We start from the raw sequence: 12,904 nt of genomic DNA on the forward strand, positions 1-12,904 counted from the left end.
AATTGCATTCCTCCCTTTTGAGGCGTGGGTTTGTGGATCGGGATACAGGGCCGCAGAGCGACCCTGTACTTCTTTCTTGATGATACACCAAAACCGTGAGGAATTGGTGAATTTTCTGTGAAATCAGTTCTCGTAAGCGGCTACGATCTCGCCGATATACATGGTGTGGTAGTCGTGATCGCCGTACCACTTGTCCTGCACTTCCTGAGCCATGTCGTCCGGTGCGATGTCGGTCACACCGCGCTTGCGGCAGATGAGTACCAGCTCGGCCTCCTCGAAGGTCGGCTGACCCTCTACGAATACCGGGGTAAGGCCGCTCTCGTGCATCTTATCCATGTCACGGCCAGACTTGGAGCCCATCTTGTTCAGCGCATCACGGTTGCCGTCCTTGAGCACGGTCAGGGTGAAATACTCGCCCGCATCTACAAACTCCTTGGTGAAGCGGCTCTTGCGAATATAGCAGGTCGCACTCGGCTTGCCCCACATAACGCCTACGGCACCCCAGCTTGCAGTCATGGTGTTCCACTTGTCCTCGGTGCCTGCGGAAATCAGCATCCACTTCTGACCGATCAGGTCGAACGGATTGAAAGACTTTTCGGCAATGTTGATCTTCTTCATGATATGTTACCTCCTAAGAGATTTGTTTAGCAAATTGAGAATTGAAAATGGAGAATGGAGAATTATAGAACGGCACAAAGATAGCGTTCATTTTCCATTACTGCTGCTTGTCGAGCGGCATTGTGCGGCGCAGTTTCATCTCCTGCCAGTCCTCACGCGAGATGAGGATCTGGCGCGGCTTGGAGCCTTCGGACGGGCCGATGATACCGCGGTCCTCGATCTGGTCGATGATACGCGCGGCACGCGAATAGCCCAGCTTCAGACGGCGCTGCAGCATGGATGTGGATGCCTGACGGCAGTCCATGATGACCTCAATGGCTTCCTCGATGAGTTCATCCTCATCGTCGCCCAAATCGCTCGTGCCGCTGCTGCCGCCGCCCTTGTTATTGCCCACCTGCTCGGCCTGCTGCTCGATGTGCTCAAGGATCTCCTCGCTGTACTCGGCGGTGCTGGTCTCCTTGATGCGGGCAATGACAGCCTCAATCTCCTCGTTGGAGATGAAGCAGCCCTGTACACGGGTCGGCTTGCCCTCACCGAGCGGCGCATACAGCATATCGCCCTTGCCGATCAGCTTTTCTGCGCCGGTCGTGTCCAGAATGATACGCGACTCGATCTGGCTGGCTACCGCAAACGCGATACGCGACGGGATATTTGCCTTCATAATACCGGTGATAACGTCAGCCGACGGACGCTGCGTTGCTACAACAAGGTGCATGCCTGCGGCTCGTGCCTTCTGCGCGATACGGCAGATGGAGTTCTCGACTTCCTTGGCGGCGACCATCATCAGGTCAGCCAGCTCGTCGATAACGATGACGATCTGCGGCAGCACCTGATACTGCTCGGGATGACCGTCCTCGGTCTGCTCGGCTTTGGCCTTTTCGGAACGCATGAGGTCGTTATAGCCGACCAGATTGCGCACCTGATGGTCTGCGAACAGCTTGTAGCGGCGTTCCATCTCACCAACCGCCCAGTTGAGCGCACCGGCGGCCTTTTGGGGATCGGTAACAACCGGAATCAGCAGGTGCGGAATGCCGTTATAGTTGCCCAGCTCAACCATCTTCGGGTCCACCATGATGAGGCGGACTTCCTCCGGCGTGGACTTGTACAGCAGCGAGATCAGCATGGAGTTGATGCACACCGACTTACCGGAGCCGGTGGTACCGGCAATCAGCATGTGCGGCATCTTGGCAATGTCACCGATGACCGGCTTGCCGGTGATGTCCTTGCCGACGGCAAAGGACAGGCGGCTTTTCGCGTTGGCAAACGCAGGCGAGCCGATACACTCGCGGATAAAGACCGTATTGACGGTTTTGTTCGGCACCTCGATGCCGACCGCGACCTTATCCGGAATGGGCGCGATACGCACGTTTGCCGCGCCGAGCGACAGTGCAATGTCGTCCGCCAGTGCGGTGATGCGCGAGATTTTGATACCGCGCGGGATGGTCAGTTCAAAGCGGGTGACGGACGGGCCGCGCACGATGCCGATGATCTGTGCCTCGATGTTGAACGAGTCGAGCGTATCGAGCAGGCACGCCGAGCTTTCGCGCAGCTCGGTCTCCGCACCGGCTACCGAAGCGTGCTTGCCCTGCGTCAGCAGGTCGATCGGCGGGTAGTCGTACACCGGCGCGGGAGCCTTCTGGCTCTCATCGATCTGCTCGTTCATGGCCGCCTGCTCGATTTCCGAGATGTTCTCGGTCTTTTTCGGCTTGGATGCCGGTGCAGGAGCCGCCTCATGCTCGGGCTCCGACTCGGAAACGTGCGCCGGTTCTTCCTCCGGCTGCTTGTTTTCGACCAGATCCATAATGCTTCCGGCCTTTTTCTTCACGTTATCGCGCAGTGAGCGCAGATATTCGTCCGGCGCGATTACCTTGCCGTGGTGCTTGTTCGGGTCGATCAATTCCTCGCCCGGCTTATCCTCTCCGGGCGGATCGGCGTCGATCGGGATGTCAAAGTCGGATTTACGGTGCGCACGGCGCTCTTCTCGGCGCTGTGCATGCGCAGCTGCCGCTTCGTGGATGTTCGGCAGCTGAACAGGCGCTTCGTAGCGCTCACGCTCCTCCTCGTCCTCGTATTCATACTCAGGCGGACGAACCATGTCGTACAGCGCCTGCGGCGTGATGCGACAGGCCACCAGTAAAGTCACGATGAACAGCACCAGCAGGATGAGCAGTGCGCCGATGGACGAGAGCGCCCACTCGAGCAGGATGTACAGACCGCCGCCCAGCAGACCGCCGGACGAGCCTTCCATACCGGTAGAGAGCAGACCGCTGAGCGTGCTCATGGACAGGTCGTACTCATTTGCACACGAAAAGGCGTGAATGATACTGCCGATCAGCAGCGGCATGAGCGCGATACACGTTCCGCGCAGACGCACGGGACCCTTGGGACGCGCAAACAGCAGCACGGCGATGCCGATCAGCGCAAACGGCATGACATACGCACCCTTGCCGATGAGCGCACCGATGCCGCGGTGCAGCCACTTGAGCAGCACGCCGTCGATCGGCAGGATCGACAGCAGGCACAGCAGACCGACAATGCCCCAGATCGCGCCCCAGACCGGACGGGACAGGATCGGACCGAGTTCCTCCGGCTGCGGCTGTGCCGCACGCTTGCCCTTGGGTGCGCTTTTCGTCGATTTTTTAGTTGTGGTTTTCCTTGCAGCCAAAACTTTTATCCTTCAACTTTCTTTGTGATTCAATCTGACGGCGTTCTGCGCCGTTTTTCCGCTTTCTGCGGATACTCTGCAAGTATATTATAGCATAGAAATCCGATTTTTACCACTGTTTTTCCGGAAAACAGCGGCCGGTCTGCTCGTTTAGCCGTTCTCCGCGATGATGCGGTCGATGGCGGCTGCTACGCCGTCCTGTGCGTTGGTGAGCGTCTCGCGCAGGCACAGATTTTTAACGGCTGCGCTTGCGTTTCCCATCGCAATCGGGAGGGCTACGGCGTTCAGCATTTCGAGGTCGTTTTCGCTGTCACCGATGGCGGCGGCGTGGTCGAGGTCGGTGCCCAGCTCACGGCACAGCATGCCGAGAGCAACGCCCTTGTCCGCGGCCGGCGTGATGACCTCGAGGTTGTCAGCCGCGCTGCTCATCACGCGGATACCCGGGATCTGTTCCAGCTGTGCACGAGCGCGCACGAGCATGACCGGGTCATGGCTGCGGATGAACATTTTATCGACCGAAACATGGTTTGTGGCAATATATTCCGCAACAGACGGCACAACCTTTTTCGAGCTTAAATAGCCTTCATTCGACTTATATTTGCCGAATTCAATATCATCATACGGGGTAATGAGCAGCGTCTCTCCTGCATACACCATTGTGATCATGCCGATGCGCTCCACCACGGCAGACGCACGCACAGCAGCTTCCCACGGCATGGACATGCGCATGGTGCAGCGCTCCTGCGACACGCTCGACAGCGTCGCGCCGCCCGAGGTGACCATCTGGTCATCCGTGCCGAGCATGAGTGCAAAGTCGCGTGCCTCACCGCAGATTCGTCCGGTGGAGACCACAACATGAAGACCGCTCTCGCGGGCACGGCGCACGGCATCGGCGGTCGCCGGAGAGACCTGATTCTGCGGATTGAGCGCAGTTCCGTCTAAATCGAGCGCGATAAGGTCGATTCTTTTCATCTTCTTTCCTCCTGATACTGGCGCTGCTGCGCCGCATATTTTCCATCTTATTCAGCATACCGCAGCTGGGCAAAAATTGCAAGCAAATAAAAAATCGAACATTTGTTCTTGACAAATTTGGATTTTGCTCCTATTCTATGGCTCATCGAAAGGAGGTGAGGCCATGTGCAGCGAAAACGAAAAGCCGGATCGGCTGATCCGCATGCTGTACGACATCGCGGACGATGCGGAAGCACCGGCGAACAGCCGGCTCAGCGCGATCAAGGAAATCCTCGACCGGACGGTCGGCAAGGGCGTGATGCTTGGCGACGAGCAGACCGAAGCTCAGCCGGTGGAGATCGTGTTTCGGATCGTAGACGATACGAATTCCCCGTAACACGGCGGCAGGCAGCGTTCATGCAGTCGGACACGCTCGAAACACTGTTCGGCGGCGCGGCAGGCGGCGGCAAAAGCCACGGTCAGCTGCTCGATGCTTTGCGGTTTGCGGTTTGCTATCCGGGTTCACGGCAGCTCATGCTGCGAAGGACCATGCCGGAGCTGGAGCGCTCGCTTGTACCGGCGGCTTTGCGGCTGTATCCGCAGTGCATTGCAAAGTACAAGGTGAGTGAGCACCGGTGGGATTTTGCAAACGGTTCGGCGCTGGAATTCGGGTACTGCGACGCGGAAAGCGATGTGACCAAGTACCAGAGCGCGGAATACGATGTCATCCGGTTCGATGAGCTGACACATTTCACCGAAAGCCAGTTCACCTATCTGCTGTCGCGTATCCGCGGCACGAACGGATTCCCCAAGCAGGTCAAGGCGACGACCAATCCCGGCGGTGTCGGTCACCAGTGGGTGAAGAGCCGGTTTATCGACTCCATGCCGCCGGACACCGTGCGCGAGTTCGACGGCGGCACGCGGCTGTTTCTGCCCGCAAGACTGGGTGACAACCCGTTTCTCCGCAAGGCGGATGCAGGCTACGAGAAACGCCTGAAGCTGCTCTCTCCCACCGACCGGAAAGCACTGCTCGACGGCGTGTGGGAACTGAACGAGGGGCAGTATTTCAGCGAATTTTCGCGCGACCTGCATGTTGTAAAGCCGTATGCCATCCCGCATGACTGGCGGCGCTGCCTGACCATTGACTACGGTCTGGACATGCTGGCAGCGCTATGGATTGCGCAAAGTCCGGACGGACACAGCGTGGTCTACCGCGAACTCTACCGTCCGGGACTCATTATTTCGGATGCAGCGACGCAGATACTTGCCTGTGAGACGGCCGGAGAACACATTGACTGCCGTCTCGCGCCGCCCGATCTGTGGAACCGACGGCAGGAAACCGGCAGAAGCGCGGTAGAACTGTTCGCGGACAGCGGACTGGATTTTGTCAAAAGCAGCAATGAACGCGTCGCCGGATGGCTGGCGCTGCATGAGCTGCTGCAGCCGCGCAAGGATACGGATGGCACCGTTCGTCCCAGACTGACGATTTTCGACACCTGCCGCAATCTGATCCGCACGCTGCCTGCGCTGCAGCACGACAAGCGCAATCCGTCCGACACAGCGAACACGCCGCACGAGCTGACCCATGCGCCGGATGCGCTCCGCGGGTACGCCGCGACCGTTTATGAGCCGGTTAAGGCGGTCCCCCAGTCGGCGTATGACTGCGAAGTAGGAGAATTTCTCAGGTTTTGAGTGAAAGGAGGCATTATGGAAATTTTATGTTACGCGCTGTCTGCGGCGGTACTGGTCCTGACCGGTGCAATCATCTCCGGCGGTGTGGTTCTGCCGCGACGTTTGCCGAAGGAGCACACGGCAGAATCTACGCCGGAGGATACGCTCAGCCGCGATCTGGCGGCGCTGATGAACTACGGACGAGAGGAGGACAACGATGAAATTTGATCCGTCACCGACGGCAATCTGGAAGAAATATGAGCGCGACCGCGACTACAAGCGCTCGATCGGTTTATACGACCGTGTTCGGCGCAACGAGGCGTTTTACCTCGGCAGGCAGTGGGAGGGTCTGCGCGTGCAGTCCCTCGACCCGCTGATCTTCAACGTGCTGCGCCGCTGCGTCAACCTGTTTGTGTCCATGCTGGTCTCCGACGATGTGGCGGTACGCGCCCAGCCGTTTGACATGGATGAGGACGGGCGGCAGACCGCGCATGTGCTCGAACGCGCGTTTGCATCCGCGATCGAGCGTTCGGGTGTCAAGGCACTCGGCCGCCCGCTGCTGAAAAACGCCTGTGTGGACGGTGATGCTTGCTTCTACATGCACTTTGATCCGGCTCTTGAGACCGGTCAGGCGGTCAAGGGCGATATTGCGGTGGAGCTGATTGATTCCACGAACATCTGCTTCGGCAACGCCGCCTGCGATGAGGTACAGCGCCAGCCGTACATTATCATTGCCATGCGGCGCGACGCGGACAAGGTGCGCCGCGAAGCGCGTGCCAACGGCATCTCCGCGAGTGACGCGGAAGCCATTCGACCGGATGATGTGGGCGAGTACCACCGTTACCGTACCTCGAGCGACGGCGAGCGCGTGACCGTACTGCTGCATATGCGCAGGACCGAGAACGGCATTGCCTTCTGCAAGACCACGCGGAATGCCGTTGTCATGCCCGAAAAGGTGCTTCCCTATCGGCTGTATCCGGTGACGCATCTGTGTTGGAACCGCGTGCGCGGCTCGTGCCACGGCGAAAGTCCACTGACCGAGGCCATTCCGAACCAGATCGCCATCAACAAGCTGTACTCGATGTACGTCCAGTGCATCAAGCAGGTGGCGTTCCCTAAGATCGTGTACGACATGACGCGGTTCCCGAACGGCTGGTCGAACGACGTCGGCAAGGCAATCGGCATGCGCGGCAACCCGAACGACGCCATCGCGGCGGCGTTCCGCGCACCGGATATCTCGGCACAGGTGCTGCAGCTGCTCAAGCAAATGATGACCGATACCGCGGAACTCATGGGCGCAAGCGAAGCCGCACTCGGCACGGTCAATCCGGACAACACCTCGGCAATTATCGCGGTGCAGAACGCAACGGCGGCTCCGCTCGAGCTGACAAAAATGGAGTTCTACCGCTTCACTGAGGACTGGGCGCGCATTTTCCTCGATATGATGGGCGCGCACTACGGCGTGCGCACGCTCGTTCTGCCGAATGAGGACGGCGGCGAACCCGAAAAATGCACGTTCGACTTCTCCGCACTCGCCGGACAGGACATGCGCCTGCAGGTGGATGTCGGCGCGGCAAGCTACTGGTCCGAAACCATGCAGACGATGACAAACGATCATCTGCTGGAGAGCGGCGTTATTTCCGACCCGCTCGTATATCTGGAAAACGTACCGGATTATCAGGTACGCGGCAAACACGACCTGCTGCACGCACTTCGCGTACAGCGACAGCAGCAAAAGGAGGCAAACAGTAATGCAGAAAACAGCAATGAATCCTAATCCCGAGCAGGAAATGGCGGTCAATCCGTTCGCACAGGAGCAGACGGCGGAAATCCAGCCGCAGGAAAATGCACAGACCTATCCGGTCGAGGTGGACGGCGATATCGTCGAACTGACGCTCGAAGAGCTGATTGACGCAGCCGCACAGGGACTTTCCAAGCGCAACGCGTACATCCGCCGTAATCGTGCGGCAAACGCCATGCCGAACGGCCAGATCTACGCCGCATTCGTCGAGGAATATCCCGATGTCCGTCCCGAGGACATTCCGCAGCAGGTATGGGAGTGGGCGCAGCAGGAAGGCTCGCTCGTGTCCGCGTACCGCAAGTGGGAGATTGCCGAGCTGAGAGACGAACTGGCAGCCCTCGAGATGAACCAGAAGAACCGCCGTGCGGCGGTCGGTCCGGCGCAGTCGGACGGGGAACCCACGGGAGCAGATCCGGTCACCCTCGCTTTGCTCGGCAAGTAACGCTCTCATTACTTCACGATTTAACATTTATATAGGAGGTAAATTCTTATGGCTATCAATCTCGCAAGCAAGTATTCCGACCAGATTGCAGAGGTATTCACCCGCGCGTCCTTTATCAAGGGCAAGACCGCGGAGACGTATGACCTGACCGGCGTGAAAACGCTCAAGGTTTACACCCCGATCACGGTGGAGGAGGTCGATTACGACCGTGACGGCGGTCTCAAGCGCTACGGCGATGTGACCGAAATGCAGGATGTGGTACAGGAACTGACCATGACGCAGGACAAGGCGTTTACCCTGACCATCGACAAGGGCAACAACCTCGATCAGAATCTGGTCAAGAACGCCGCCGACATGCTGCGCCTGCAGCTGAATGAGAAGTCCACGCCGGCGGCAGACAAGTACGCATTCAAGCGCTTCGTCACCATGGCGGGCAGCATTGTTGAAAGTGCAAAGCCGACCAAGGCGAATATCATCAGCAAGATTGCGGATGCATCGCAGGCGCTCGATGACGCGCTCGTGCCGGACGACAACCGCTATCTGTATCTGACGAGCGAAATGTACAAGCTGGTGTGCACCTCGGACGAGTTTGCCGGTGTGGATGTGCTGGCGCGTCAGTCCATCGCCAAGGGCGTGTGCGGCGAGGTATTCGGCATGAATGTCGTCCGCGTTCCCAAGAGCTATCTGCCGGAGGACGTGTACTTCCTCGTTGCACACAAGGATGCCGTGCTCATGCCGTACAAGATCGCGGATGCCAAGGTGCACGAGGACCCGGTCGGCGTGTCCGGTGCACTGATTGAGGGCCGTCACTACTACGACGCGTATGTGCTCGGCGCAAAGTGCGGCGGCGTATATGCACTGGTCGATGAGGACTGCCGCTCGAGCGCACCGACCATCAGCCAGGGCAAGATCACCGCGTTCGGCAAGGTGCGCTACACTCTGGACGGCTCGGATCCGCGCTACTCGGATTCCGCGAAGGATTATGTTGCCGGCACCGTGCTAACGCCTGAAACCGGCTGCAAGATCCGCGCATACTGTGTGCAGTCCGGCGCGTATCCGTCCGAGGTAGCGGAAGGCTAAATTCAGATAGGCGTTAGGAGTGAGGAGATAGGAGGTTTTCTTCGTTTACTCCTCACTCCTTCTCCTAGCTTCTCACTGTATCCAATGAACCCATCACAAAGGAGGTAATCCTATGACCGGAACCGAATGCTTTCGTGCAGCGCTGAATATTTTATCCGAAACACCGGACAGCGGTGTGTATTACGAGCAGTTTGCGCTCGGTGCGCTCAACCAGCTGTTAGCAAACAGCCTGCGCGAGATGAACGCGGAACGTGCGTCTGACGGCAAAGACGTGCTGCTTGTGCCGCCGCGCATGACGGCGTTGACCGAGGAACTGCCCGCCGGTGACTGGCTGGCGCGCGAATGTTTTCCGTACGGACTGGCGGCGCTGCTTGTCGCGGATGACGACAAGGCCAAGTTCAACTGGGCGGCAACCGAATACAGCGAACGCCTGCTCAATCACTGTCCCGCGCAGTTTACCGCCGTGCAGGAGATGATTTAATGCGAAGCTATGAATTTCCCTATCCGGAGACCGAGCAGCAGACTGTGGTCAGCCGGTTCGGCGGCATCGACTGCCGCACGCATCCGACCAAGGTGTCTCTCTCCCGCTCGCCGGATATGCAGAACATGATCTGCGACCAGAACGATTTTCTGGTAAAGCGCACCGGATGGCGCACACAGGCGCAGTTTAACGCACCCATCTATGGGTTATTCGCTATGCCGGATGGCATTGGCTGTGCCGTTCACGCAGGTGCAAAGCTGTATTTTCGGGCGCCGGACGGCACGCAGACCGAGCTGTGCGCGGACATGAACGAGGCATTTTCTCAGTCGTTCACGGTGAAGGGTGTACTCTACCTGATGGACGGCAAAACCTATCGTGCGGTGCGCAAAAGCAGCAAAAACACGGTCTGGGAAGCCGTTCCGGTATCCGGCACAGCCTATGTGCCGACCACGACCATCTCTGCGGCGCCGACCGGCGGCGGCACCAGCTACGAGGCGGTAAATCTCTTGACGCCTAAGCGCATCAACACCTTTATCGGTGACGGCACGGCGACCCAGTTCAAGGTGGACGCGACCGACCTCGACGAGACAGCTGTCACGGCTGAGGTGAACGGCTCGGCGGTTACCGTTTCGGCGGTCAACCGCTCGACCGGTCTGGTAACGCTGGCCTCTGCTCCGGCAAACGGAAACGGATTGGCGAATGTGTCCATCGCGTTTGCCAAAACCGTCAGCGGGCATGCGGACAAGATCAACAAATGCCGCTTTGCCGGTCTGTACGGCGGCAAAAACGACACGCGCGTGTTCCTTTCCGGCAACCCGGACGAGCCGGACTGTGACTGGCAGAGCGGCCTATACGACCCGACCTACTTTCCGGACACCGGCTACACTCGCATGGGCACGGACGCATCTGCGATCGTCGGCTATCTCAAGCAGTACGAAAGTCAGGTCGTGGTCAAGTCCGGCGGCGCACAAGAGGCGACCAGCTATCTGCGCACCTATATGATGGCGGATGACGGTTCCGCGCTGTATCCGCTCAAGCAGGGTGCGCAAGGTGAAGGCGCGATTTCGAGCCGCTGCTTCGCCGTGCTGAATGACCTGCCGCTGTATCTCTCGGCGCGCGGTGTGCAGGGCGTGTACGGCACCGCCGTTGCCGAGCAGCGGACGATCCGCTTGGTATCCGATGCCATTGTGCCGAAATTATCGCAGGAGACCGACCTCCAAAGTGCCTGTGCGGTGGTATTCGAGGGCAAATATTATCTGGCAGTGAACGGACACATTTATGTCGCGGACGGCTCTCTGACCGAGGAAAACGGCGATCCGGCGTGGTTTTTCTGGGTGAACGTGCCTGCACAGTGTCTGGCGGTGCTGAACGGTCATCTGTGGTTCGGCACGGCAGACGGCCGACTGTGCCGTTTTGCCAAAAGCGAGGAGGAGCACGCCTATCTTGATGACACGGCGGCGATTGCCGCGTACTGGCGCACGCCTACCCTGCCCCTATCCGACTGGAGCCGCTTCAAGACCGTGCGGGATGTGATTCCGACGCTCATGCCGCATTCCCGCTCGGGCGCGACCGTGCAGTACGAGAACGAAAACGGTGTCCAGCTTGCGCTTTCCCGCAATATGGACCTGTTTTCCTTCCGCACACTGGATTTTTCGCGGTTCTCCTTCCGGTGCATTCCGGGTGCGGTGACGTACCGTACCCGCTGGAAGCAGCACCGCAGTCCGCTGTTTGCCGTGCGCATCGGCAACGACCGGCCGGATGAGCCGTTTGGTCTGCTCGCGCTCACCATCCGCTGGACACAGGGTCAGACCGTAATTTAGAAAGGAGGATTCCCCTTTGGCAATCATCAAATCAACTTCCACACGCCGAACATCAACGATAAAGTCAACCACATCCAAGTCCACTTCGGCTAAGACGGCGACAAGCAAATCGACGGCAAGCAAGTCCTCCGGCACGCTCAATTCCAATGGCTACCGCGACAATTTTGACTACTCGGCGGCGATCGCCGGCACGACTGATTCAGCGAAACGCCAGCAGCTGCTGAGCGAACGCCAGAACAAGATTGACTCGCTCGGTCTCGGCGGCAAGGTTGCGTCCAACGACGCGGTTTCGACATGGAACGGCAGCTACCGTCCGTACTCGGTTTCAAGCACAACAACCGGTGCAAACCGCGTCAGCAGCCTGTATGACGCGGCGGAAAATGCCCGTTTCAAGCGATTTGAAACCGCCCGCAGCCGCATTGCAAGGCAGTTGGAGAGCAATCTCGCGTCCATCGAGAACGACTACGCCGCCGGTATGCGTCAGACCGACATCAATGCCCGACAGTCCGCAGTGAATAACGAGGAAAAGCTGGCGGCGCTCGGACTTAACATGGGCGCACGAGGGCAGGCGACCACCAGCGGCATGGCGGAGACCAGCCGTATCGCGGTGGACAACCGGTACCGCAGCGACCTGAATGCGCTCGGTCAGGCGCGTCTGTCCGCGCGCGCGGCGGCGCAGAATGCTGCCGATGAACAGACCGCAGCCGCCGAGAGCAGCTACTATACCGCATCGGAAAATGCAGCGCTTCAGCAGGCGCAGGCGGCGCTGAGCCAGTTTAACGCCGACCGCGATTACGGCTTATCCGTAGCCGGTCTGACCGGCTTCCTGAACGGCACGCCGACGCTGAACTGGCGCAATTATCAGCTGAATGTCAGCAGTGCAGCGGCGAATGCACAGACCCGTGCCTACGAGCAGGCGCTTGAGCGCTGGAAAACCAGCGGCTACGTTCGTCAGAGTGACGCAGCTATCCTCGGTGTGCCCGCCGGAACGCCGACCGCCGATGTCAGCTACAAGAACGCAGCGCTCGCGCTGCAGCGATGGAAGAACGGCTACGGCGGCTGATTTTTTCAAGCCGTGTCTGTCCGAAAAAATAAATCACCTCTGCGCACAAGGCGCAGAGGTGATTTATGATAAAGAAATGAAAATGTGAGCAATTTTATCCAAAAAAGCCAGATTCTCCGTTTCAGCACAGAGAATTCGCTATGTTACTGCAATTATGATAGCACAGGTTTGTCCGTCCGTCAACCCAAGTGCAAGAATTTACTATATATTCGCAAGAAATTTCTATATAAAAAGGCTCAATCATTATATCAGAAATCCTTCATCCCACAGCTTTTATGATTAAGCCATAAAAAAACCGCACGCAAAAGCGTG

Annotated in this window: 12 protein-coding genes; 9 read left to right on the forward strand and 3 right to left on the reverse strand. The window is 58.5% G+C overall.

What is annotated here, in order from left to right; translation table 11 throughout:
• Positions 1–123: 123 nt before the first annotated feature.
• The 3 genes from IEY11_RS10870 to IEY11_RS10880 all read right to left on the reverse strand — a co-directional run bounded on the left by IEY11_RS10870 (position 124) and on the right by IEY11_RS10880 (position 4,255).
• A complete protein-coding gene (locus tag IEY11_RS10870) occupies positions 124–618 on the reverse strand; it encodes a flavin reductase family protein (protein WP_110435354.1) in 495 nt (164 codons plus the stop codon).
• A gap of 97 nt (positions 619–715) precedes the next feature.
• Complete coding sequence (locus IEY11_RS10875; RefSeq protein ID WP_188886535.1) at positions 716–3,283, reverse strand: DNA translocase FtsK; 2,568 nt, start codon at positions 3,281–3,283, stop codon at positions 716–718.
• Between the two features lie 150 nt (positions 3,284–3,433).
• On the reverse strand, positions 3,434–4,255 hold the full coding sequence (locus IEY11_RS10880; RefSeq protein WP_188886536.1) for a Cof-type HAD-IIB family hydrolase: 822 nt from the start codon (positions 4,253–4,255) through the stop codon (positions 3,434–3,436).
• A 163-nt stretch (positions 4,256–4,418) separates the two neighbouring features.
• Here IEY11_RS10880 and IEY11_RS10885 point away from each other — a divergent pair, with 163 nt between their 5' ends.
• From IEY11_RS10885 to IEY11_RS10925, 9 genes are all read left to right on the forward strand, one after another.
• Positions 4,419–4,631: a hypothetical protein gene (locus tag IEY11_RS10885; protein WP_118728809.1), complete on the forward strand. Its 213-nt coding sequence runs from the start codon at positions 4,419–4,421 to the stop codon at positions 4,629–4,631.
• Positions 4,632–4,651: 20 nt separating this feature from the next.
• Positions 4,652–5,926, forward strand: a complete 1,275-nt coding sequence (locus IEY11_RS10890; protein ID WP_118728808.1) for a phage terminase large subunit — start codon at positions 4,652–4,654, stop codon at positions 5,924–5,926.
• Positions 5,927–5,941: 15 nt separating this feature from the next.
• Positions 5,942–6,133 (forward strand): hypothetical protein, encoded by a 192-nt coding sequence (locus IEY11_RS10895; RefSeq protein WP_118728807.1) that lies wholly within the window; start codon positions 5,942–5,944, stop codon positions 6,131–6,133.
• Positions 6,123–7,682, forward strand: coding sequence for a hypothetical protein (locus IEY11_RS10900; protein ID WP_188886537.1), 1,560 nt, complete (start codon positions 6,123–6,125; stop codon positions 7,680–7,682). The genes IEY11_RS10895 and IEY11_RS10900 overlap by 11 nt, the downstream gene beginning before the upstream one ends.
• A complete protein-coding gene (locus IEY11_RS10905) occupies positions 7,657–8,148 on the forward strand; it encodes a hypothetical protein (RefSeq protein WP_118728805.1) in 492 nt (163 codons plus the stop codon). The genes IEY11_RS10900 and IEY11_RS10905 overlap by 26 nt, the downstream gene beginning before the upstream one ends.
• A 48-nt stretch (positions 8,149–8,196) precedes the next feature.
• Positions 8,197–9,228 (forward strand): FN3 associated domain-containing protein, encoded by a 1,032-nt coding sequence (locus tag IEY11_RS10910; RefSeq protein ID WP_117751069.1) that lies wholly within the window; start codon positions 8,197–8,199, stop codon positions 9,226–9,228.
• A 112-nt stretch (positions 9,229–9,340) separates the two neighbouring features.
• Positions 9,341–9,709, forward strand: coding sequence for a hypothetical protein (locus tag IEY11_RS10915; protein WP_119191251.1), 369 nt, complete (start codon positions 9,341–9,343; stop codon positions 9,707–9,709).
• Positions 9,709–11,529: a hypothetical protein gene (locus IEY11_RS10920; RefSeq protein WP_188886538.1), complete on the forward strand. Its 1,821-nt coding sequence runs from the start codon at positions 9,709–9,711 to the stop codon at positions 11,527–11,529. Before IEY11_RS10915 ends, IEY11_RS10920 begins: the two co-directional genes overlap by 1 nt.
• A 16-nt stretch (positions 11,530–11,545) precedes the next feature.
• Positions 11,546–12,592, forward strand: coding sequence for a hypothetical protein (locus tag IEY11_RS10925; protein WP_188886539.1), 1,047 nt, complete (start codon positions 11,546–11,548; stop codon positions 12,590–12,592).
• Positions 12,593–12,904 lie beyond the last annotated feature (312 nt).

Origin of the sequence: Butyricicoccus faecihominis (genome assembly GCF_014648015.1) — a bacterium.
Lineage (GTDB): Bacteria > Bacillota > Clostridia > Oscillospirales > Butyricicoccaceae > Agathobaculum > Agathobaculum butyriciproducens.

Excerpts from the sequence above, each read along its gene's own strand:
- IEY11_RS10870 (WP_110435354.1), bottom strand. The coding sequence starts at position 618 with ATGAAGAAGATCAACATTGCCGAAAAGTCTTTCAATCCGTTCGACCTG.
- IEY11_RS10880 (WP_188886536.1), bottom strand. The coding sequence starts at position 4,255 with ATGAAAAGAATCGACCTTATCGCGCTCGATTTAGACGGAACTGCGCTC.
- IEY11_RS10885 (WP_118728809.1), top strand. The coding sequence starts at position 4,419 with ATGTGCAGCGAAAACGAAAAGCCGGATCGGCTGATCCGCATGCTGTAC.
- IEY11_RS10890 (WP_118728808.1), top strand. The coding sequence starts at position 4,652 with ATGCAGTCGGACACGCTCGAAACACTGTTCGGCGGCGCGGCAGGCGGC.
- IEY11_RS10895 (WP_118728807.1), top strand. The coding sequence starts at position 5,942 with ATGGAAATTTTATGTTACGCGCTGTCTGCGGCGGTACTGGTCCTGACC.
- IEY11_RS10900 (WP_188886537.1), top strand. The coding sequence starts at position 6,123 with ATGAAATTTGATCCGTCACCGACGGCAATCTGGAAGAAATATGAGCGC.
- IEY11_RS10905 (WP_118728805.1), top strand. The coding sequence starts at position 7,657 with ATGCAGAAAACAGCAATGAATCCTAATCCCGAGCAGGAAATGGCGGTC.
- IEY11_RS10910 (WP_117751069.1), top strand. The coding sequence starts at position 8,197 with ATGGCTATCAATCTCGCAAGCAAGTATTCCGACCAGATTGCAGAGGTA.
- IEY11_RS10915 (WP_119191251.1), top strand. The coding sequence starts at position 9,341 with ATGACCGGAACCGAATGCTTTCGTGCAGCGCTGAATATTTTATCCGAA.
- IEY11_RS10920 (WP_188886538.1), top strand. The coding sequence starts at position 9,709 with ATGCGAAGCTATGAATTTCCCTATCCGGAGACCGAGCAGCAGACTGTG.